Origin of the sequence: Adhaeribacter soli (assembly GCF_008727925.1) — a bacterium.
In the GTDB taxonomy this organism is placed as follows: domain Bacteria; phylum Bacteroidota; class Bacteroidia; order Cytophagales; family Hymenobacteraceae; genus Adhaeribacter_A; species Adhaeribacter_A soli.
This window is the reverse complement of record NZ_VTWT01000001.1, coordinates 399,058-422,206: the sequence shown is the minus strand read 5'-3', so window position 1 is coordinate 422,206 and position 23,149 is coordinate 399,058. Positions and strand designations below refer to the sequence as shown.

Annotated in this window: 17 protein-coding genes and 1 other RNA gene; 7 read left to right on the top strand and 11 right to left on the bottom strand. The window is 45.4% G+C overall.

Translation table 11 applies throughout. The annotated features are described in order from the left end of the window. Positions 1 to 2: 2 nt before the first annotated feature. The 6 genes from F0P94_RS01620 to F0P94_RS01595 all read left to right on the top strand — a co-directional run bounded on the left by F0P94_RS01620 (position 3) and on the right by F0P94_RS01595 (position 12,455). A complete protein-coding gene (locus F0P94_RS01620; RefSeq protein WP_225307087.1) occupies positions 3 to 1,277 on the top strand; it encodes a hypothetical protein in 1,275 nt (424 codons plus the stop codon). A 39-nt stretch (positions 1,278 to 1,316) separates the two neighbouring features. Beyond that, positions 1,317 to 6,542 (top strand): LamG-like jellyroll fold domain-containing protein, encoded by a 5,226-nt coding sequence (locus F0P94_RS01615; protein ID WP_150901952.1) that lies wholly within the window; start codon positions 1,317 to 1,319, stop codon positions 6,540 to 6,542. A 248-nt stretch (positions 6,543 to 6,790) separates the two neighbouring features. Next, positions 6,791 to 8,197 (top strand): aspartate ammonia-lyase, encoded by a 1,407-nt coding sequence (aspA, locus tag F0P94_RS01610; protein ID WP_150901951.1) that lies wholly within the window; start codon positions 6,791 to 6,793, stop codon positions 8,195 to 8,197. Positions 8,198 to 8,499: 302 nt separating this feature from the next. Then, positions 8,500 to 9,843, top strand: a complete 1,344-nt coding sequence (locus F0P94_RS01605) for a polysaccharide deacetylase family protein (protein ID WP_150901950.1) — start codon at positions 8,500 to 8,502, stop codon at positions 9,841 to 9,843. A 64-nt stretch (positions 9,844 to 9,907) separates the two neighbouring features. Further along, on the top strand, positions 9,908 to 11,386 hold the full coding sequence (locus tag F0P94_RS01600; RefSeq protein WP_225307086.1) for an oligosaccharide flippase family protein: 1,479 nt from the start codon (positions 9,908 to 9,910) through the stop codon (positions 11,384 to 11,386). Between the two features lie 169 nt (positions 11,387 to 11,555). After that, on the top strand, positions 11,556 to 12,455 hold the full coding sequence (locus tag F0P94_RS01595; protein ID WP_150901948.1) for a DUF6565 domain-containing protein: 900 nt from the start codon (positions 11,556 to 11,558) through the stop codon (positions 12,453 to 12,455). A gap of 67 nt (positions 12,456 to 12,522) precedes the next feature. Here the strand turns inward: F0P94_RS01595 and F0P94_RS01590 are convergent, their stop codons facing one another. Beyond that, the gene (locus F0P94_RS01590) at positions 12,523 to 12,756 is read right to left on the bottom strand and encodes a hypothetical protein (RefSeq protein WP_150901947.1); all 234 of its coding nucleotides are present in this window, start codon (positions 12,754 to 12,756) and stop codon (positions 12,523 to 12,525) included. Between the two features lie 408 nt (positions 12,757 to 13,164). On the opposite strand from F0P94_RS01590, the gene F0P94_RS01585 reads away from it, so the two are divergent. Beyond that, positions 13,165 to 15,465, top strand: a complete 2,301-nt coding sequence (locus tag F0P94_RS01585; RefSeq protein ID WP_191906879.1) for a LamG-like jellyroll fold domain-containing protein — start codon at positions 13,165 to 13,167, stop codon at positions 15,463 to 15,465. A 474-nt stretch (positions 15,466 to 15,939) separates the two neighbouring features. Here F0P94_RS01585 and F0P94_RS01580 read toward each other — a convergent pair whose 3' ends face one another. The 10 genes from F0P94_RS01580 to F0P94_RS01535 all read right to left on the bottom strand — a co-directional run bounded on the left by F0P94_RS01580 (position 15,940) and on the right by F0P94_RS01535 (position 23,102). Beyond that, complete coding sequence (locus F0P94_RS01580; protein ID WP_150901945.1) at positions 15,940 to 16,842, bottom strand: glycosyltransferase family 2 protein; 903 nt, start codon at positions 16,840 to 16,842, stop codon at positions 15,940 to 15,942. Beyond that, on the bottom strand, positions 16,832 to 17,548 hold the full coding sequence (locus F0P94_RS01575; protein ID WP_150901944.1) for a cell division ATP-binding protein FtsE: 717 nt from the start codon (positions 17,546 to 17,548) through the stop codon (positions 16,832 to 16,834). The genes F0P94_RS01580 and F0P94_RS01575 overlap by 11 nt, the downstream gene beginning before the upstream one ends. Before the next feature lie 342 nt (positions 17,549 to 17,890). Next, complete coding sequence (locus F0P94_RS01570; RefSeq protein ID WP_150901943.1) at positions 17,891 to 18,094, bottom strand: fructose-6-phosphate aldolase; 204 nt, start codon at positions 18,092 to 18,094, stop codon at positions 17,891 to 17,893. Between the two features lie 148 nt (positions 18,095 to 18,242). Next, positions 18,243 to 18,899: a fructose-6-phosphate aldolase gene (gene fsa / locus F0P94_RS01565; RefSeq protein ID WP_150901942.1), complete on the bottom strand. Its 657-nt coding sequence runs from the start codon at positions 18,897 to 18,899 to the stop codon at positions 18,243 to 18,245. Positions 18,900 to 19,009: 110 nt separating this feature from the next. Continuing rightward, positions 19,010 to 19,109, bottom strand: an RNA gene (gene ffs / locus F0P94_RS01560) — signal recognition particle sRNA small type. A 243-nt stretch (positions 19,110 to 19,352) separates the two neighbouring features. Beyond that, a complete protein-coding gene (locus tag F0P94_RS01555; protein WP_150901941.1) occupies positions 19,353 to 20,429 on the bottom strand; it encodes a calcium:proton antiporter in 1,077 nt (358 codons plus the stop codon). A gap of 576 nt (positions 20,430 to 21,005) precedes the next feature. Continuing rightward, complete coding sequence (locus F0P94_RS01550) at positions 21,006 to 21,485, bottom strand: hypothetical protein (protein ID WP_150901940.1); 480 nt, start codon at positions 21,483 to 21,485, stop codon at positions 21,006 to 21,008. 101 nt (positions 21,486 to 21,586) lie between these two features. Then, complete coding sequence (locus tag F0P94_RS01545) at positions 21,587 to 22,027, bottom strand: hypothetical protein (protein WP_150901939.1); 441 nt, start codon at positions 22,025 to 22,027, stop codon at positions 21,587 to 21,589. A 91-nt stretch (positions 22,028 to 22,118) separates the two neighbouring features. Then, positions 22,119 to 22,430 (bottom strand): hypothetical protein, encoded by a 312-nt coding sequence (locus tag F0P94_RS01540; RefSeq protein WP_150901938.1) that lies wholly within the window; start codon positions 22,428 to 22,430, stop codon positions 22,119 to 22,121. A 69-nt stretch (positions 22,431 to 22,499) separates the two neighbouring features. After that, positions 22,500 to 23,102 (bottom strand): hypothetical protein, encoded by a 603-nt coding sequence (locus F0P94_RS01535; RefSeq protein ID WP_150901937.1) that lies wholly within the window; start codon positions 23,100 to 23,102, stop codon positions 22,500 to 22,502. Positions 23,103 to 23,149: the final 47 nt, after the last annotated feature.

Sequence of the window (23,149 nt, the reverse complement as noted above, 5' to 3'; positions counted from 1 at the left end):
TTATGTTTCAGAAAACGGTGCAGCGCTATGCCAATATTTTGCATATCCGGTTTCAGCCTATCTTTTCGGCCTTACCAGCGGATGCCCTGAACAAAATTTCCCCCAACAATTTTTTCCGTCGTTTTCTGAAGGTGGCTTTGTATACCGGGGGCAGATTGCTATCAAATCTTTTCAGCGCAGCCCCAAAAAACGAAGACCTTCACGGGAAAATCTGGCTATATGTGGTCAGTCAGAACAATTACGATGCCCTGCAATTCCTGAAAGAAAACCTCCCGGAAACGGTATTTGTAGCCGGCCAAAACAAGCAGATCGGTCGCTACAACCAACAGGTAAACCGGCTGAGCCTGCGGTGGAAGTTGTTTCATACCCTCTGGCTTTTCTTCCCGGTTTTCATTGGTTTGTATAAAATACATGGCCGCAAGGCACTCCGGTTTTTCGATCTTATTTTTATTTCAATCGGTTTTTACGAACAGTACTTAAAACACCTGAAAAAGTACCGCCCCAAAGCCGTAGTTTTCGCCAACGATCACAACGACGATTCCCGGGCCATGCTCCTGGCCGCCGATACCCTCAACATCCCGACCATCTACATTCAGCACGCCAGCGTGAGCACGGCCTTCCCGCCGCTGGAATTCAGTTTAAGTTTGCTCGAAGGGCAGGATGCGCTAAACAAATACAAACAATGCGGCCCTATTTCCGGGGAAGTAAAATTCATTGGCATGCCGAAAGCAGATAAATTCCTGCAATACCGCAACTTTAAACCAAAGGCCGAAAACATCGGCATTGCCGGAAACACCCTCGATCATTACGAAGGGTTAAAGGAAACCCTAACCAGCCTCACCCGCCATTTTCCGGAGCTTCATTTCACGTTCCGGTCCCACCCCGGCGATACGCGTGACTTTACTTTTGTAAATGAATTAGGCCGGAACGCTACCGTTTCCGATCCAAAAACCGAAACCGTATTCGAATTCCTGAAAAACCAGGATGTAATTATTGCCGCCGATTCTTCTATTCATTTGGAAGCAGCTCTACTTAACATTCCCGGCATTTATTACCGCTTCGGCGAAAGCAATTTTACCTTCGATTATTATGGCTATGTAAAACAAGGCTTGATTTTGTACGCTGCCAATTCAGATACGCTGTTTAAGGCGCTTCAGGAATACAAAATGCAGCGGCCGGAAGTATACAAAAAAGCCGCCTACTACAACGCTACCATCGGTACCGAAACCGAAGGAAAAAGTGATGAACTTGCTTTAAAAGCCTTAGCCGATCTTTAAAAACTTTCTTTACCTTTGTTATTTATCCAACAAGGTATAATGAAGAACTTTTTCACGCTCCTACTTTTTTTTACTTTTCCATTTTCAGACTTATTTTCTCAATCTCAAACAGGCTCCGGAAAATCGCTTCAATTTAACGGGTTCAGCAGTTATATAAACCTGGGAACCCATAACCGGAATATTACCAATAAACTTACAGTGGAAGCCTGGATTAAAACCACTGATTCAAAATTACAAATGATCTGCACGAAATATAATAATCCTGCAGACCATGGCTTTCAGTTATTAATTTCCGGTGGAAAAGCAGGTTTATATGGCCGCGATGGGAATAACTTATATAAAGCTTCAGGCTTATCTGCCACTCCTGTAAACGATGGGAACTGGCACCATGTAGCCGGAATTTACAATTCTTCCCATTGGGAAATCTGGATTGATGGTATTCTTGAAAATAGTGCATCTTTCTCAGTTATCTCTGCTGATTTAAGTAATACTGCAACACTTTCTATCGGGAATTATGAATTGGTAAACGATCATTTTTTCAATGGCGAAATCGATGAAGTCCGGCTCTGGAATACCGCTCGCACAGCCCAGGAAATCAGGGAAAATATGTGCCGGAAACTCCCCCCCAATATGCCCGGGCTGGTAGGGTATTATAAACTTGATGAAGGTTCTGGTAATACCGCCACCGATCAATCTTCCTTAAATATTTCCGGTAATTTAACCAGTTTTTCAAGTTCACCATGGCGTACTTCCGGCGCTCCGATCGGCGATGCCAGCACGTACATTTACCCTGCTTCCTGGACCAATACCACCCTGAAACTCCCGGGCCTTAACAGCGACACCTTACTGGTAAAGAATATGAGCGGAAATCTTACCGGCATACATATCTACCGGGTAAACAGCGCCCCAAATTCTACAACCGGCATTCCAAACCCTTCCGGAATAAACAGCTATTTCGGCGTTTTTCCTTCTTCCGCAAGCAGCGGTTATTCCGTGCATTACAAGCCTGCAACCGTTACCTGCTCCACCGATTCTCTTGTATTTTACAAACGGCAACATAATGCTATTACTACCTGGCAATCAACTGGCACCATTTTAAATTTCAATACCCTTACTTTTGAAAAAACAGGTGAAGTTTACCGCAGTGAATATATTCCGGTTTCAAGGGATGCCATTGCAAAGGTACAGATAACCGGCAATCAGAGTGTTTGCGCCGGAAGCCCGGTAACCTTAACTGCAAGCCCTTCCGCCACCTATCTCTGGAACACCGGACAAACCACTCAAAGCATTACCGTTACCAATCCGGGAACGTATTCCGTGAGAGTTACCAATGTGCCTGGTTGTTCTTCTACAGATTCGGTTGTTTTTACTCCCCGGCCTGTACCCATAGCAAATGCCGGACCGGATGTGGCAATTTGTGCCGGCGGTAATATTCAGCTGGGAGCGAGTCCTACTCCGGGTTACTCCTATTTATGGTCGCCGGCCACCGGTTTATCGAACCCCAACTTTGCCAATCCGGTTTTTACGGAATCTAATTTTCAAAGCCCTGCTTATACCCGTTCTTACACGCTTACCACATTTTTTAATGGCTGCAGCACTACCGATCAGGTAACCGTAACCGTTAATTCGCTGCCATTTACAGCAGGCGGAAATTGGCTTTCCCCGGTTACCTGCTCGGGTGTACCCTTAACCATCGGCCCACAGGCTGATTCAACATTTACGTATTCATGGATTATTTCTTCACCTTGGACTCCAGCAACTGCATTATCTAACCCAAATATTCCTAATCCTACTATTTCTATAACAAATAATACAAATTTTGTAGAAACTCACCAATTTTCTGTAGGTGTTACGAACGCATCTGGTTGTTTTAGATCTCATAATGTCACAGTTAGCGTAAATCCGGCAACTATATCGGATGCCGGTCCTGATAAAGCTGTTTGCGCCGGCCAGCTTACTTCAATCGGGAAATCCCCGGATCCTGGACATACCTATTCCTGGACGCCTGCAACCGGACTTTCCAATGCTAATATTTCAAGCCCAATTGTTACCATAATAAACAATACCACCAATCCAATTAGCCAAACCTATACGTTAACATCAACCAGGTCTGGCTGCACAAGTACTGACCAGGTAACGGTAGTAGTCAATCCAAGTCAAAACCCAAAAGGGAATGTTATAGTAGCACTATGTAACGCTAATAAACATCCAGTTGGAATTGGTTATCCATCAGTGCCCGGAGAAATATACAGCTGGTCCCCGGCAATCGGTTTATCCAGCTCTACTGTTTCAAATCCGATTTTCATTTTGCAGAATCACACTAATTCACCCATCACGCAGGTTTATACCCTTACCACTACCAATCAACATGGCTGCAGTTCTACCTCTACTTATACTGTAATTGTGCAGCCGACTGCAACACCGGAAGCCGGAGCCGACGTTTCAATCTGTTCGGGTGGAAGTGCCGTTTTAGGCACCTCTGCAACAAATGGCTATACGTATAGCTGGGCGCCAGCAATAGGTCTTTCAGACCCATCCCTATCAAATCCTACCCTAACGCTGGTTAATAATACCTCTACCCCAATTACCCGGGATTATATCTTAACTGTTACATATTTCGGCTGTTTTTACAGGGATACGGTTACCGTAACCGTTAATCCGTTGCCTAAAGCAGAAGCAGGTACTAATAAGGTGGTTTGTTCCGGCCAGCCTGTTACTCTTGGCGCTAACCCGGTAGCAGGTAATACTTATTCCTGGATACCTTCCGCTGGCTTAACCAGTGCCATTATAGCCAACCCAACCCTTACTTTAACCAATACTTCCAACATTCCGATTACTGCTACCTATGTTCTGACTGTAACAAATCCGCAAGGTTGTACCAGTGCCGACACGGTAAATATTCTGGTTAATCCGCTGCCAGTTTCCAACGCCGGAAACGATGTAACGCTTTGCTCGGGAGACAGCATCCGCTTAGGCACAACAGTCACCGCCGGTTATACCTATAATTGGACCCCTTCAGTTGGCTTGTCTGATCCGGGTATAGCCAACCCAATGGTAAGACTAACCAACCTAACGCCAGTGCCAATTACCCGAACATATACCGTTACTTCTACTTTTTTCGGTTGTACTACTACCGATTCGGTTAAAGTAACTGTAAACCCGGCAGTAACCGTAGATGCCGGTCCGGATAAAACCATTTGCGGCGGAAAATCAGTTCAGATTGGTACGCCAGCTATTCCCGGCTACACTTACTCCTGGGCTCCTAATGCCGGATTATCCGGCACCAATACGGCTACCCCAATTTTTACCGGAACTAACTTTGGCCCCAGTCCGATAGACGTAAAATTATTTATAATCGCCACTTCAACAGCAACCAGCTGTTCGGTAGCCGATTCGGTAATTATCAGGGTGAACCCCAAACCGGTTATGGACAGCATCGCCGGCAGCCCATCCGTTTGCCCCGGGGTTTTAGGAGTGGATTATCATATAAAAAATCCCCGTTTAACGGCCTACCAATGGATCGTGGAAGGAGGTACAATTGCCTCCGGCCAGGGAACACCTGCCATTACCGTGAACTGGGGCCCTACCGGAACCGGTAAAGTAAAAACTTACGCCTTAAATAGTTTTGGTTGCTCTTCCGATACCCTTATTTTCGATGTGATCATAAATCAGTTGCTTATTACCCAGAAACCAGTCGGGCCGCGGCAGCTTTGTTTTTATGAAGCAAAGAATATCCGGTACCAGACCCCGATCGTTACCAATGGTTCTTTTTATACCTACCAGGCTTTTGGCGGAACCATTACCTCTCCTAATCCTTCCTCTACCGGCGTAACGGTAAACTGGCACGCACCTGGTACCGGAAAGCTGATTGTTACCGAAACCAGCACTACTAACCTGGCTTATTGCTTCGGCGTTTCCGACACCCTTTATGTAACCATTAATCCGTCCCCGGACACTGTTCTTTCTATTGCCGGACCGGCAAGCGCATGTGCCTTTTCTCAACAAAATACCTACACCCTGGCCGGAGGAAACGGATCAACTTACGCCTGGAACTTTAATGGAAGCGTATTAAACGATACCGATAACGAAGTAAAAATCGATCTGCCGGCTGCCGGAACCTATACCCTGACGGTAGTGGAAACGAACAGCTTCGGTTGCCCGGGCCGCTTAATTTCTAAAAGCATAACGGCAACTCCCCTACCCGGCAATCTGGTAATAAACGGCCCCACTATTATTTGTCAGAACAACCGGAACAGCCACCAATATTCCGTAAGCGGACTTCCCGGATCTACATATGCCTGGCAGGTAAGCGGCGGCACGATAACCTCGGGCAATGGCACCAACACCATTTTTGTCGACTTCGATGATACCAGAAACAAGCAAATTGAAGTAACCGAAACTTCGGCCGGCAACTGTATTGGCAACCGGTTTACCCTTCAGGCTTATTTCGATGTTTCTGTACCGAAACTTGTTTTTGTATCTACTACAGCTACTAATGACAAGGATATTGAATTAAACTTATCGTTTACCGGCAACGGGGTAAATACCAAATCGGTTGAAATCTTCCGCCGGGAAGCTGGCACAACAAACCCATACCGGAAAATAGCTTCGGTACCAAATAACCAGCAATCTTACACCGATTCCGGACTAGAAACCAGTTCAAAAATATATGAATACAAACTGGAAAGTGAAAACGAGTGCGGAACCCAGGTACGTGCTTCGGTTAACCACAATACAATAAAGCTTATTGCCAAGGCTGATGAAAAAAGTAAAACGGCAACGCTTACCTGGAATACTTACCGGGGCTGGGGCCAAAACGGCGTAAGCGCTTACGAGATCTATGGAAAGGCCGATAACGGAACGTTCGAAAAGATAACTACCGCACCAGCTTCAGATTCGCTTTTCACCCTGAGAAACATTGCCGGTGAAGGCTTTAAGCAATGCTACCGAATCAGGGCGATTGGTACCAGTGGTTTCACTTCCTGGTCCAATATAAACTGTGTAAATTTTGTAAATGATATTGTGGTTTACAACATCGTAACCCCTAACAACGACGATAAAAATGATTTCTTCACCGTTGAAAATATTCACCTTTATCCGGGAAATGAGTTAAGGGTTTTCAACCGCTGGGGAAAAGAAGTTTACAGCACAAAAGATTACAAAAACAAGTGGTCCGGTAAAGATCTGTCCGACGGCACCTATTACTATTACCTGAAACTTCCGGATGGCAGGCAATACAAAGGCTGGTTTGAAATAGTACGATAATGCATAAAAAAATCCCGGAGCAAACGTCCGGGATTTTTTTATGCCCGCATCCTTAAATTTCATTTGAAATTTATTTTCCGGCTGGTAATTCATTTAAGCCGGCACTTCCGGAAGCTAACAATTTCCACTTTTTGTTTTATGAAATTAACATCAATAAACCCTCATTTTCTATTGCACTTAATTATTCATAGTTTTAAACCATAAAATTTCCTCTTCGTTAACGGCTAATTGGCAACCAGCATTTTATTATGATTCCATCCCGCATTGAGCACGATTTTCTTGGCGAACGCGAAATCCCGCAGCATGTTTATTACGGCATCCAGACCCTTCGCGCCCTCGAGAATTTTAACATTACCGGCATTCCCATTAAAACCGAACCCATATTCGTACAGGCGCTCGGCTACGTAAAAAAAGCGGCCGCCATGGCCAACCGCGACTTGGGGGTAATAGACCCTGAAATTGCCGAACACATCATTAAAGCCTGTGACCGCGTAATTGCCGGCGAGTTCGACGACCAGTTCCTGACCGATATGATCCAGGGCGGCGCAGGCACCTCGGTAAACATGAACGCCAACGAGGTAATTGCCAACGTCGCGCTCGAAATGATGGGCAAGAATAAAGGGCAATACGAATTCTGTCATCCGAACAACCACGTAAACTTTTCCCAGTCTACGAATGATGCCTACCCTACTGCTTTCCGGATCGCGCTGATCAAAAAACTAACTTCTTACAGCAACAGCCTGAGTTTGCTGGCCGATGCCTTTGCCGAGCGCGGCGTAGCTTTCCGGAAAGTGCTGAAAATGGGGCGCACCCAGCTTCAGGATGCCGTACCCATGAGCATGGGCGATGAGTTCACCGCCTTTGCCATTACCCTGCAGGAGGAACTCCACCGCATAGAAGACAGCCGCCGGCTGATCGCGGAAATAAACATGGGGGCCACCGCCATTGGCACGAAAGTAAACGCACCTCAAGGTTATGGTGAACTGGTTACCGAGCACCTCCGCCAGATCACCGGCATGAATTTGATGCTCGCGCAAGACCTGATCGAAGCCACTTGCGACACCGGCGCTTACGTGCAGCTTTCGGGTGTATTGAAACGGACTGCCGTAAAAATATCGAAGATCTGCAACGACCTCCGGCTTCTTTCGTCCGGCCCGCGGTGCGGCTTGTTTGAAATTAACCTGCCGCCCATGCAACCGGGCTCATCCATTATGCCCGGCAAGGTAAACCCGGTAATTCCGGAAGTGGTAAACCAGACCGCATTCTACGTAATTGGCGCCGACTTAACGGTAACCATGGCCGCCGAAGCCGGACAGTTACAACTGAACGTAATGGAACCGGTAATTTCCTTTGCCTTGTTCAGTTCAATTTCTTACATGACCAATGCCTGCAATACCCTACGGGAAAAATGCGTAACCGGTATAACCGCCAATGCCAAACACACGCACGAAATGGTGGAGCGAAGCATCGGCATCGTTACCCAGCTCAACCCGATCCTGGGCTACGAAACCGCCGCCGAAATAGCCCGGGAAGCCCTTACTACCGGTAAGTCCGTGCACGATATTGCCGTGGTGCAGCGCCGGTTGGTAACGCAAAAAAAGTGGGACGAGATCTTCACCCTAGAAAACCTGATCCATCCGGAGTTTATCGTTTAAGGGATCAAATTACAGATCGGAGGAGAATTTATAAGGAAGCTGTCTCATAAAAAAGGGTGTCATGTTGAGCGATAGCGAAACAACTCGTCGGCGAATAGTACGACCATTTATTCTGGCTTTCTCCGGGAGCAAACAAGGTCCTTCGCTACTGCTCAGGATTAAGTAATTAGGAGATAACCACACATTAAACACTTTAAAAAACTCCTGTAGCAGTTCTGAAATAAAATGCTAATCTTTCGGCTTTGAACCCGGTACTTTTAATTTACTTTATAGTACCGGGTTTTTAGCCGAAGGAATATCTTATGCTTACCCCGAACATCATTTTCGATTACGTCTGGCTGCACTTTTGCTCCCTTTATCCGGAAGCGGAAAAGCTGGAAGTTTTGTATGGCAGCAACGGCCAGGGGAAATTAAAAATCTCAGCGGGCGGCTTTCCTTTTTTCGCTCAGAAGGTACCGTTTCCGGAGCAGCTTTCCTGGATCGAATTTGAAGGTACCCGGCTTCCGGTTCTATTTCAGGAACCTGCTTTACCTCTGCTTTCGGAAAACGATGACCAGTTAGAAATTCATGCGGATTTGATTGCCTCGGCTTTTTATTTTCTCAGCGGTTGGCAGGAATTCTACTCCAAAGAACGCGACCGGTTCAACCGATTTCCCTTCCAAGCCAGTTTGCAATACAAGCACCAGTTCGTAACCGTTCCGGTAGTGAATTACTATTTCGGGATCCTGAAAACCGCGCTGGAAAAAGCGTATGGTATTTCGCTAAAAAAGTACGAAAATGCTCCAACGGGTTTTACTACCTTTTTATCGCACGACGTAGACCGGCTGGAAAGCGCCTGGAAGGTGGAAGGATTGAAGCAGGCCCAAAAAGGAAACTACTTCCGAACCGCTCAATTGGTTATTCAGAAAGCTTTGGAACAGGATCACTGGCATAACCTGAAAACGGTAGCCGGAACGGTAAAAAAGTACGGGGCAACTTCCACGTTTTTCTGGCTCGCGCAACCCGGCAAATACAACGGTCACCCCAACGCCGATTACGATATCAGGCATCCAAAATACCAGAAACTAATAAAAGAACTGGCGGCCGCCGGATTTGAAAATTCTGTACACGGCAGCTTCGGGAGTTCGGAAAATTCGGATCAATTAAAAGCAGAAGCTGCTAAACTAAACCCGTCGGTAAAAGGCAACCGATTTCATTACCTGTGCTTCGATCCGGAAAAAACGCCGCAAGCTTTAACGTCTGCCGATCTGCACTACGACAGCACGCTTGGTTTTGCTGAACACTTTGGCTTTCGCAACGCATACTGTTTTCCTTTCCGGCTCTTCGATTTTATTAATCTGAAACCCTACCCTTTCCTGGAAATCCCGCTCCACCTGATGGATGCTACGCTCTGGCACCCGAATTACATGCAAATACTGCCGGAGCAAGTACTGGAAACGATCCGGCCCATGCTGCAGGAAATACAAAAGTTCGGCGGTGTATTTGGTTTGCTCTGGCACAACGAAAATTTCTCTGAACTGAATATCCATAACGGACTAACAGTTTTTGAAAGCATTATGCAGGAGCTTAACCAAATGGGTACAATTTTTAAAACCGGGGCTGCTATCTGCCAGACCTATGCCGAAAGGCTGCCGGAGAAGGATTAAAAAGTGCTTCGGAAAAGGCAGGAAATTTCCCGTAATTTGCAGCCTTAACAGTTCAGGACCATCCGTGGGGATCATTCAAAAGCAGGGAATACAGAATACGGTAATATCATACGCCGGCATGGCGCTGGGTTATGTGAATACCATTCTGCTCATGCCCAATTTCCTTACCACCGAACAGGTTGGCCTTACTACGCTGCTGGTTTCGCTGGCTACCATGTTCGCCCAGTTTTCGGCCCTTGGTTTCGGGAACATGAGCATACGGTTCTTTCCGCATTTCCGCAACAAAGAAAAACAACACCACGGCTTTCTTTTCCTGCTGCTTTCGGTTCCCATGCTCGGCTTCCTGCTCGTGACAGGGCTCTTTATTCTGCTCAAGCCAAAGATCCTGGCGCATTACGCCGATAAGAACGCCGACCTGCTGCTGGAGTATTATTACTACATTGTGGTACTGGCATTCTTTACGTTGCTGTACATGTTGCAGGAAGCCTACCTGAAATCGCTTTATAAAACGGTAGTGCCTTCCTTTGTGCAGGATTTTCTGTTGCGCCTGCTTATTTCGCTTTCGGTAACGGTTTATGCCTTGGGCTGGATCGATTTCAAGCAGTTTGTTCTCTTGTTTATCGGGGTGAATTCAATTACCTCGCTGGTGCTGCTGGTCTACATTGTATTCCTGAAACAGTTCTTTATCCGGCCCAGCCGCCAGGCTTTTTCCATCCGGCCGATTGGTGAAATAATCGCCTATGGTTTGTTTGCGTTTACCGGCAATATTTCCGCAACTATAATCAATACCGTCGATTCGCTTATGATCCTCGATTACCTGAGTCTGAGCGAAGTGGGTATTTACCGGGTGGCCGTGATCGTGACCAGCGCCATTGCCGTGCCCGGCCGTTCCATGCTCAAAATAGTGGTGCCCCAGGTTTCCGATTACTGGAAAAACAACGACATGAAAGCCATGGACGTCATTTACAAACGGGTTACTTCCGTGAACCTGGTTATCTGCAGCCTGGTTTTCATCGGCATCTGGGCCAACATCGACAACATTTTTTCGATCCTGCCCAAGGATTACGCCGGCGGCAAATACGTTTTCTTTTTCATGGGACTGGCCCGCCTCTTCGATATGGCTACGGGCATTAACGGCAGCATTTTATTAACCTCGCCTAAATACCGTTACGACCTGCTTTTTTCCGTGCTTCTGGCCGCCTTAACCATTTTCACCAACTACATCTTTATCCCGATCTATGGCATTAACGGAGCAGCCTTCGCTTCCATGCTTACGTATTTTGCCATCAACCTTCTCCGGCTGGGCTTTGTCTGGTACGTTTATAAAATTCAGCCTTTTGGCTGGCAATCCTTACTTCTTTTAGGAATTGCCACCCTGGCGTTTGCCCTGTCAACAATGATCCCGGTGCTGCCAGATGTGTGGCTGGACATTGTAATGCGTTCGGCTGCCATTGTGGTTTTATACGGCTTCTTAATTTTATTTCTGAAGGCTTCGCCCGATGCCACGCGTTTGTGGCAAACCATCAGGAGCCGTATTCTTTAATTGCATTATTTTTAATAAACCGTAGCATTATACCGTAAAAACCTCCGGTCTGCGCTAACTTTCTTGCTTCTACTGTCCCCAAATCCGAAACAAAGCCTCTGAATCACCGTTATTTAGCACACTTTTATATAGGAGGCAACTCCCCATTCTTAACCTAAAGAAACAAACTATGAAAAGTGATTTGCGAGTGAACACCCTGGCTTTACTTTTAGCTTCCGGCCTGATCTTCGGAGGTACTGCCTGTACCACAACGGAACGTGAAACCACCGAAAACAAGGTAGAATCTGTCGGGAATGCAACCGCCGATGTAAGCGAAGAAGCTTACAATAATTTCCGCACGTATGTGGAAGAAGCCGAACGCGACACAGCCGTTGTATATGCTAACGACCGCGACTGGTACAAAGAAATTGCAGACCGCGAAACGGCCTACAACGAAAGGGTGGCAGCTGTAGATAAATACGCCTCCAATTACGATGAAGCCCGCCGGGCCGAGATTGAAGATATGAAAGCCCGCTACGACAGCACCTGGACCCATCGCCGGTCTACGTACGCTTCTTACGGCAAAGTAAATACCTTGCGGCCGCAGCTCCTGAACATTAATGAAAATGCGGCCGACCTCAATACACTGACCGCTGCCAACATCCGGGCCGCTTATGAAAACTTCGTAAAACAGGTGGAAGCCAATAAAAAGAACTACTCTAACGAAGACTGGAAAGCCGTTGAAGTAACCTGGAACGAATTGGACGACCGTAAAAACGCGATCCAGAACGAACTTTCTTCTAAAGACAAATACGAAATAGCCAAGGCCAAAACCAAATACCTGGCCATGAAAAACGCCAGTAAAGTAGGTAATACGGCCGAAAGCGTTGGTTCCAACGCAAAGGATGCCGGTAAAGAAGGCGCTTCCAAAGTCGGCAACACCGCCGAAAAAGTAGGCTCCAACGTGAAAGACGCTGCGAAGACCGGCGCTGAAAAAACCGGCGATGCTGCCAAAAAAGTAGGCTCTGAAACCAAAGATCTCTACAAGAAAGCCGAAGATAAAGTAGACGGCACGAAAGACCGAAAATAAAATCGCTATAGAATTAAACAAAAAACTCCGGTTCAGAAATGAGCCGGAGTTTTTTTTATTCCCGCTGTTAGCGTTTGCCAGCTTGTAATACCAAATCGCCACAAGCCAATTCCATTAAATACTTATGCTGGTGCGAGCCTCCGGCTCGTATCACTTTCAATACCTGATCAAATAATTCCGATACGAGCCGGAGGCTCGCACCAGCGATCAAGGTAATTACAGAAATGGAACAATCTTTATAAGAACTGGTATAAAAAGATCCCCGAAGAAAGAACGATGCTTTCCGGGATTCTCCTTTCATTAGAGGAAGCTTATGCACGTCAATGAAATCTATTTGATACAAAATTGCAATTCAGGGGCTTGCCGAACTTGTATTAATCTCAAAATATTATTCTGAATATAGCGAAAACTGATTTGAATATTTGTCAGGAGCAACAAACCAAAGAAACGATATAAGAATAAATCCTCCCGCTCCCTCTACCTGCCGATAACCAGCCCTTATCCGCGTTTCCAATTATTTATTTAAATTTTTAAACCTTTAAAAAGCGCCGCCATATAATATAAAAGCTCCTCCTTCAAATATAATTTTTTTTATTTTTCCAGAAACGCTCTAATTCTTAAACAAATGAAAAAAATACATTTACTCTTTTATCTATTGACTTGGCTGGTAATATTTAGGGCCGGTGCGCAGTTTAGTACCGTAACCCCCTTGAGCACGGTAGCTGTTACAGCGAATACCAAAGATAAGCCGCAATCTAAAGTCTGGTCGCACAAAGGAAAGCACTGGACGGTGCTCTCTACCGAAAGCGGGATAAACCTTTACCGCCTCGATGGCAATACCTGGACCAGCGTACTGCAGCTTGCCACCAGCGATTATGGCAAAGCCGATTGCAAAGTAGTCGGCGATGTAACCCACATCCTGGTTTTTAAAGGCACGTCTTCCCGCCTTTTTTCAGTGGAATACGATTCAGTAAGAAACACCTACAAGCCCTGGCGGCTGAACCCCAAAAGAGTATCAATAGACCTGGACAAGAGTGTAGAAACCTCCACAATCGACATAGATGGGAACGGACGAATGTGGCTTGCTTCCGATGCTTATGAAGACGAATTGGGGAAGATAAATGTGCGCTGGAGCGACTCCCCTTATACGACCTGGAGCGCTCCGGTTACGTTGGAAACCGGGATCAACAAAGATGATCTGTGCGGTATTATCGCCATGCCCGGCGCAGGCCAGGTAGGCGTTTTCTGGTCGAACCAGAATACCAAGCGTTTCGGTTTCCGCACCCACACCGACGGAGACTCACCGCTTACATGGGCACCTGATGAAGTTCCGGCCTCCCAGTCGGCGCTTTACGTAGCCGGTGGAGGTATGGCCGACGATCACCTGAACCTGGCACTCGGAAAAGACGGCACGCTTTATTGCGCCGTGAAGACCAGTTACGACAAAGCAGGTTACCCCCGGCTGGCACTCCTGATCCGCCGGCCCACCGGCGCCTGGGACAATCTGTATGAAATATCCGAAACCGGCACCCGCCCGATTGTAATCCTGAACGAAGCAAACCAGCGGATGAAGATCATATATTCCTCTGTAGAGAATGGCGGGGATATTCTGTATCGCGAATCGCCGATGGCAAACATTTCCTTTACCCACCCCATGCTCCTGATTGGGGGCGTATACAATTATGCCACAAGCGCCAAAGAAAACTACAAATCCGAAACCGTAATACTGGCCTCTACCGAAACCGAAGTGGTGGGTGTTTTAGGAATAGACAAACCATTACCCGCACCGCCTGCTGCACCAGTCTTAATTTCACCTGCCAACAACGCTTCCGGACAGCCGGTTCAGGTATTGCTTAGCTGGCAGCAAGCCTCCACTGTCACGGCTTACCGGGTACAGCTTGCCTCCGATCCTTCTTTCACAGCAACAATCTACGATGAACGCGGCGTTTCCGGGAACAGCCTGAAGGTATCGGGCCTGCTATATAATACTACTTACTACTGGCGCGTAAGAGCCGAAAATCAGGGAGGCCTCAGCAGCTGGTCGCTTACCCGGAGCTTTTCTACTGCCCTAAGCAGCCCTACCGCAACCCTTGCAGCCTACTGGAAAGCCGATGAAGGCCAAGGCCTTACCCTATCCGATGCATCCGACTATACCAACCACGCGCTCCTGAACGGCAGTTCGCTCTGGACAACGGGCATGAACGGCTTGGCCCTGCAATTAAGCGGTACCGGTCAGTTTGCCACTGCCCCATCCCGCGCCAGCCTGGAGATCAGAAATGCCATCACGCTGGCCGCCTGGGTAAAACCAGCAAGATCGGGCAGTTCGCAGGTGCTAATAAAGAAAGGCTTAAGTGGCCAGACAGACGGCTATGAACTGGCTATTACCAGCACCGATAAGGTATTCTTCCGGATAAACCAACTTTCCGAGGCCGATAACTTCCGCCTGAATTCGCTTGCTACCATACCTACCGACGGCAACACCTGGGTTCACCTAGCCGCCACTTACGACGGAACCACCATCAAACTTTATGTGAACGGCGTACTGGATAGAAGTAAGGTTCTAACTCCTATGCTCATCAACCAGAATACGCTGCCGGTTGCACTCGGAGCACAGAGCAATGGCACCAGCGCATTTAAAGGAGCCCTGGATGAAATACGAATATACAACACAGCCCTTAGCGCTTCGGAAATCAGCCAACTGGCTTCGGCAAACGCATCAGCCCGCCTTGCCGGAACAGGCACGCAGCAGCAACTGTTGCTGAACGCCTACCCGAACCCTTTCAGCGATAATGCAAGCGTTAATTTCGTAGCCACGGAAAACGGTTCTTATACCCTGGCCTTATACAACCTGTACGGCAAACAGATTAATATCCTGAAGGAAGGCACCACGCTGGCAGGCCAGCAGGTTTCGGCGGAAATATCCGGAAAGCACCTGCAGAAAGGTCTCTACATTATCCGGCTGCAAACCACGCGGGAAGTTAAAACCCTTAACCTTTTGCTGGACAAATAACGGCATTCCAAAAGCGGGAGCCTTTACTTGAAAAACTGAATCTAAACCAGAAAGCGGGAACAGTCGGTCTTTTGCCCCTTTCTGGTTTAGATCTGCCTGCAACTTCGCCAGCATTAACAACCAGCATTAACAAAATGAACTGGCATTATAGCGTGGCAGCGTTACTTACCTGAAATGAAGATTGAAAATGTCCCGATCTTTCTGAAAGAGTTCTAAATTTTATAGCATGGGAATCCTGGTATGTAGGAGCAAGACAAAACTAACCTGATAATTTGAAAGGAAATTGCATCGTGTTTCATATTGAATTATAGAACCTGATGCGTTTTTAGTCTTGTGCTCGACCAACTTAGTTTTTAGTATTTGCTTGCCGGAATTTGTAATTCCGTTTAACCGAACTGTGGGATTTGTAATCCCACTTACTAAAAATTAACCTGGTCGGGTACCAGATTCTAATATACGGATACCAATGTCTCTTTACTTGGAATGGCTCAGTGCCTGTTTGGTAAAAAGGTAAAGCTTATACAAATCGAAGTAAGTCAGGTTCGGATCGTCAGATTTGAGGTTGGTTAAAACGGTAGCTTTAAAGGGTCTGAAAGCCAGTAAAAACGCTTTCCGCGCTTTGGCTCGGGCAAGCATGCGATAGGCTTTCAACAAACTGCTGTCCGGCAGATCGCCCATTTCCAGGTATAATTTGTGCAGGTTCTTTACGGCCTGTTTCGTTTTCTTAATAAAGTCCACGCCCGGCTCCAGCCCCATATGAATTACCGGGTTATCGATGTGCTTTACGCTTACCCCGGCTTTCTGCAGCTCCCAGCCAAAACGGGTATCCTCGTGTCCGTACCCTTCCAGTCCGGTGTAAAGCGGGTGAGTCTCGTACACATCTTTACGGATAAGCATATTGTTGAGCGTAAGGCTCCGGTAAGGCTGCTTGTTCCTTACGGCGGCCGTTTTCTCTTCCCGTGCTTTGCCGTAGCGCCAGCGAAGCATAAAAAGGTCCGAGGGTTGTTCAGCCTCGTAAATAGTCCCCCCGATCAGCACATCGGCCTTTTCGGGGTTATTCCAATACCGGCTTATAAATTCCTCATCCGGAAGGGCGCTGTCATTGTCCAGGAATAGCAGGTTTTTATAAACTGCATCGGCAGCCAGGCGGTTGCGGATCGAAGCCCGGCCAATATTATAGCGTAATTCCAGGTACCGGATCTCATCGTAACTGTTCAGGGGCCGGTGTTTTTTCCTGAACTTCTCCTCTGAGCCATCGTCGTACAAGCAGATCTCGAAGTTACTCGTAACCTGCCGGCATTGCTTCAGCAGCGAAAGGGCCAGTTCGGTAACGTCGTAGTTGTAGACCGGGATCAGTATGGAAAGTTCAGAAACCATTCCGCAAGCTAAATTCCTCTTTGGCAGAATCGAAGATCCGGCCTTTTTCGCATTTCAGGATCCTTTTCGGGAATTCGTTTATGAGTTCGTAGTTGTGGGTGGCCATTAATACGGCGGTGCCGGAACGGTTAATTTCCAGGAATAACTGCATGATGCTGCGGGTTACTTCCGGGTCGAGGTTTCCGGTCGGTTCATCGGCAAATAAAATAAGCGGCTCGTTGAGTAAAGCCCGGGCAATTACAATGCGCTGCTGCTCCCCGCCCGAAAGCTGATGCGGCATTTTTCCGGCGGCAGCATCAAGCCCCACCCGCATAAGTACTTCGGAGATCCGTTGCTTTATTTTTTTCTTGTCTTTCCAGCCGGTAGCTTTTAAAACAAAGATCAGGTTTTCGGCAACTGTGCGGTCGAAGAGCAACTGAAAATCCTGGAAAACAATACCGACTTTTCTTCTTAAAAACGGTACCTTTTGCCGGGGAAGTTTATTCAGGTTAAAACCAACCACACTCATTTGCCCGCCGGCAAGGGGCAGATCGGCGTAAAGGGTTTTGAGCAAAGAACTTTTTCCGCTGCCGGTCCGACCTACCAGATAAACAAATTCCCCTTTCTCGATCTCGAAAGTTACCCGGTCCAGCACTGTCTGCACATCCTGCATGATAATTACACCGCGCAGGCTTACTACTGGGTTCGCTGAAAATTCGCTGCTCATTTAAATTACTGTAAAAAATAAAAAGTGAGACTCCGGAAACTCTCACTCGGTACTAGGTAAAGTGACAATGGTATCTGGATATTAGTATCTAGACCAAAAACGCATAAGCCTGTCTGATTCAAGATTATACATGCTGCATTTTCCTTTTCAGATTATGCGGCTATTCTAGTCTTGCTACTTACCAGAAATTAAGGTAAGGTTTTTAACCTAAAAAGCTACCGTTTTCCGGCAAATAAAATTTAAAAAGGCCTCAGCAAACAGGACTGCCAAGGAAAACAATATAGATGAAAGTCCGATGAACACGCGGGCTCTTGCCGGAACAAAAATTTAAAGCTCCGGAATTTAAAGCTCCAGCTTCTGCAGTTTCCCGAAGGCCAGTGATTCGATCAAAGCGGCCAGCTCGTTTTCCTTGCCATCCAGTCCGTAGCGGTCCAGGTTCTTCAGCGGCCGGTCGGCCCGGAAATAAGCGATCAGCACGAAATTCTCATCGCGCAACTGGATATAATCCGGAATCTTCGCCTTCCCCTTAACTTTGATGATGTACATTTTATTTAGTGATTAATGATTAGTGATTAATGATTAGTAAAAAGATCAATAATTTTATAGTCTTTGATTTCCGTCAGTCAAATTTTAAAAATAACCCGTACCAGATCATAAATCTACTAATCACTAATCATTAATCACTATTCACTAACTATGCGTTTACTTTCTTGTGGTCAGCCAGGAATTTGGCTAAGCCGATGTCGGTAAGCGGGTGGTTCAACAGGCCGGTGATTACGTTCAGCGGGCAGGTAACCACATCGGCGCCGATCTCGGCACACTGTACCAGGTGCATTACGTGGCGCACCGAAGCAGCCAGTACCTGGGTCTGGTAACCGTAATTCGCATAAATGCCAACAATCTGCTCGATGAGCTGCAAACCATCGGTAGCAACATCGTCGAGGCGGCCTACGAACGGCGATACATAAGTAGCGCCCGCTTTCGCAGCTAATAACGCCTGACCGGCCGAGAATACCAGCGTGCAGTTTGTTTTGATACCTTTCTGGCTGAAATAACGGATCGCTTTCACGCCGTCTTTGGTCATCGGCACTTTAACCACGATGTTCGGGTGCAGTTGCGCCAGGTTTTCGCCCTCGCTGATCATGCCTTCGTAGTCGGTAGCAATTACCTCAGCGCTGATGTCGCCGTCAACGATTTCGCAAATTGCTTTGTAGTGCGCCATTACCGCATCGTAGCCCTTAATGCCTTCTTTGGCCATCAGGCTCGGGTTGGTGGTTACGCCATCGAGTACGCCTAAATCGTGTGCTTCGCGGATCTCGTTCAGGTTCGCGGTATCAACAAAAAATTTCATAAGCTTGAAAATAAGTAGTTTTCCGGACGCGAATTTACGTTTAAAATTGAGGAAACCGGAAAAAAGGAGAAAGTTTTTAGGAAAAGGAATTCCTACAGGAAAGGGCAAAAAAAAGTGGCAAACCGAGAATCGCACCGCTCAACCACCTACCCTTGCTACCTTCCGGTCCTGGGGGAGTTCAGCAGGAGCTGGTCGTTCCGATTTGCCGTTGCAAAGATACGAAAGCTTTTAGATGAAATGCAAGCGAAACGTTAGGTTTTTGCAAGAAAAAAGTCGTGCTGCAAGTAAACGACTAACAATGAGGTGGTTGTTTTTTTTATGGTATTTGTAGAGACGTTGCAATGCAACGTCTCCAATGCAACATCCTCATTGCAACATCTCCAATGAAACATCCTCATTGCAACGCTTCAGCAAAGACGTTGCAGTGCAACGTCTCTACGATTCAATACGATTTCACGGATAGATCATCAGGAAAATAAACGCGAACAGGTTTACCAGCAGCACGACGCCGTAAACAATATTGGTTTTACCACCGCTTAACGAGAGCATTACCGTAAATACCGAAAGGCCTAACAGGATAATCGATTTAATGTCCAGCCCTAAAATGATCCGGATGTCATATATAATGCAGACTGCCGCTACGCTCGGAATGGTTAACCCGATACTGGCTAGGGCTGATCCCAGCGAAAGGTTTATACTGGTTTGAAGCCGGTTCTTTTTGGCCGCAATAATAGCAGCAATCCCTTCGGGGAGTAAAATGATTGCGGCAATAATTACCCCCACCAAGGCTTTTGGCAGATGGAATCCGGTAATGATACTTTCGATAGTTGGGGAAAGCGTTTTGGCCAAAAGCACTACAATACCCAAACAAACGATCAAAAACACCAGGCTGGTAAAAAACATGTTGTTGCTGATCGGTAACGGTTCCACGGTATCTTCATCTTCATCGTCGCCGATGGTAAGAAAATATTGCCGGTAGCGCTTGGTCTGGGCGAATAAAAAGGTGGAATAAATTACCAGACAGGCAATAGAAGCAAATACGAGTTGCGGCACCGAATAATAAGACCCTGCCACGCTTTGCGTGAAAGTGGGAAAAACCAGGGTAAAAACCACAATGGATATTAACGAAACCAAGGCGATAGTAACCGAAGGCTTCGAGAAATTCTGCTCATAATGCTTCAGCCCCCCAATCAGCAGGCAAAGCCCGACAATGCCGTTTAGAATAAGCATGGTAGCCGCATAAACCGTATCCCGGGCCAGCGAAACAGCTTCCTGCCCTTCCGACATCATAAGCGATACAATAATGGAAACTTCAATAACGGTTATCGAAATGGCCAGAATGATGGTTCCGTAAGGTTCCCCTACTCTTTCAGCAATAATTTCGGAATGATGCACGGCCGACATCACGCTGAAAACAAGCAGCACGCTCGCTATGATCTGGAAAATAGTACTATCGTGAATAAGTCCGGAAAAAAACAGCATCCAGGCTAATACCGGAATAATAACTGTCCACTGAAGTAATAATTTCATTTTGTTCATCTATAGAAAGCAGCGTTTATGTAGGGTAAGATATTTTGACTGAATGTTAAGCCAATGTATCTGCCTGGAATGAAATATAAAGGTTTCTTTGCCCGCTAATTTCACCATAAACTTTTATACTACATAACCGCTGAAGGGCTAATGCAGCTTACCTGCCTTATTTTCCAGTATTTTTTTATTGGCAGCAATTTGTTTTTAAATTTCACCAATGCTGATCAGTTAAAATTACACTCCTGTCCGGGTCAGCGAGCATTAAGCCTGCAGGCCTGGTAGCTTTTTCATCCGCCTCGCAGGCTAATTCGCTTCTTTTATGCTTCAGGTGCCGCTGAATTACCCTCACATCGTCGAAGTTTTCCAGTTTACCCGCATTTTGTGTCAATTCCTGGCTGAAGCCATTCGGCTGGCAGAATGCATTTGATTAAGATCGGCAGCTTTTTGAAATTGCCGCCGTTTCTGATTTAGCTTATCTGCCGATCAATTTTTTTATTTTATAAATGCGCTATAACGGACTCGGGTAGGCGACTGCGAAGCTGCCGTATAGGTGCTTTTGTGTTTAGTGTTTCTTTGTTAATTCTGATATTCTAGTTCTTCCTGCTTTTTTCTAGCTGCTCTAACTTGATTAAAAATATAACTTAAAATCAGCAAAATTGGAATAGCAAGCCAACCTGTGAAAACAAATTCTAATCCGCTTTGTCCGTCGCTTAAATAACAAAGGGTTTGTCCATTTGTGAAAAAATAACCTAAGCTGGTTTGAATAAAGGTGTATTCCAAAATATTAAATACTAATAATCGTTTCCCAATTGCTTCATTATCTAATGTTGTCCGTTGAATAAAACGAATAAAAACAATAGGGCTAAGTACACAGCCAATGAATGTTAGAACCCAAATAAGACCCCACGCTATAGAGCACTCTATGCCAATAAGATTTAGTAATTGTTGAATTCCAATAATACCGATTATGGGTAGGGCAGCCAAAAAGAAACCAGCAATGGAAAACATTCCTGTTTTAGCTAAAAAATCTAATTTTCTCTGTCTTCCTTCTGTCAAGGTAATTTATATTTATTCAAATAAGTCTTTTAGAATTACGCACAACGTCTGGGCTAAGACACGTTTTAATGTCCTTTAGCTTTTGTTGGAAATTGCTTTTATTAAGGTACCATTCCGCCCTTATCAATTATAATGCTATCCGTATCGAATTCTAAGTAAAATACTTGGGCTTCAGTATTAATAATCCGTTTAGTTAATTTTCCTTCATTATCAGCAAGGTTAAAATATGGAGGAGCGTATTTACAATCAATAAAGTAAAACATACGGTTTCTTTTATTATCCATAAAGTTTGGCTTTCCAAAATTCATTGATATTTGGTTTGTTCTTAAACCTATTATAGAATCAAAAGGGAAGCTTTCATTTTCTAAAATTTCCCCTCTAATTCCTGCACATCCAATAGAATCATTTTGCCAAGCTTGAGTAATTTTTCTTCTTGAATTTAAGGCTTTCTCTTTTAAGTTGATTAAATCGCTACCTGAATCCTTTTTTGAACAATTTACAAGTAGCACCAGAGAAAGGATGAAAAAGCCTTTAAATTTCATTTGTATTTAATTTTAAGTTTTTTCCAACGGACTGGGCTATACGGCGGCGTAGCTGCCGTATAGGTGTGGTTAGCCTAAAGTAATTTTTCTTTTATAAGTTCTCAAATAAGAATATACCTCCAACAGGAATAAGAAGTATAATAAGTATGGAAATTATGTTCCAATACAACTTCTTGCTTTTTCTTTCCTTTATTGCTGCAATTAAAAATCCTATAGTATAAGCTACTATTATAAAAAGAGACATCAAGCCTACTTCCATTGAAGCAGTTGCTTCAGCATAATTATTATCATAATCCTTATTATACAGGAAATCAAACGCGTAAACCCACCAGCTACAATAAATTATTAATGAGATAACTTTTGTAATTTTTGAGTTGTCCCAATGAGAATTTTTAATATTCATTTTATTATGGCTAACGTCTGGGCTAAAGCACGCTTTAGTGTGTTTTAGCTTTGGTTAGCCACAGGTATTTTATTTTTTGTAAATGTTATCATACCTGGACTGCCACTTGTTTTTATTCATTTCTATATACTGTTTCACCTTTGAAATTTTCATATAATCTTCATCATTCATGTAGTTCCAAATGTGAAAGGAGTCAATTTCAGTTAATCTTTCCAAAAGGCTTATCTCTTCTTCCATTTGTAATTGCCCATACCATACAAACTCAAAAAGGCCTTCTGCCAGTTTTAACTCAACATCCGAATTCTTTTCCGTTCTTAGTTGCTTCACTATTGATTCTACTCCTGATTTAAGTAAATTCAAGTCAAAACCTGCAGAATTGAATTCAATAAAGTTACAGAGTACTTCTGAGGCATATTCTCTTGTTCTTTCGTCAGGTGATTGTATATCTCTGATTAATCTTTTAAAGTAATCTTGGACAGATACTTTTTCTTTTATCAATACATCTGAAATACGAACTCTCTCTATTTTCTCTGAATCATCTAGACTAACAGTAAATTTTTCAACCCAATTTTCAGATAGCATTTTACTGGAAGATAAAGTAATTCCTGTTTCCTTAGTGGTCACTAATACCACTCTTTGGCTAACTCTAATTCCTGAAATGATATTATCCATTTTAATTTCTACTTATGGCTAACGTACTAAGCTATGCGGCGGCGAAG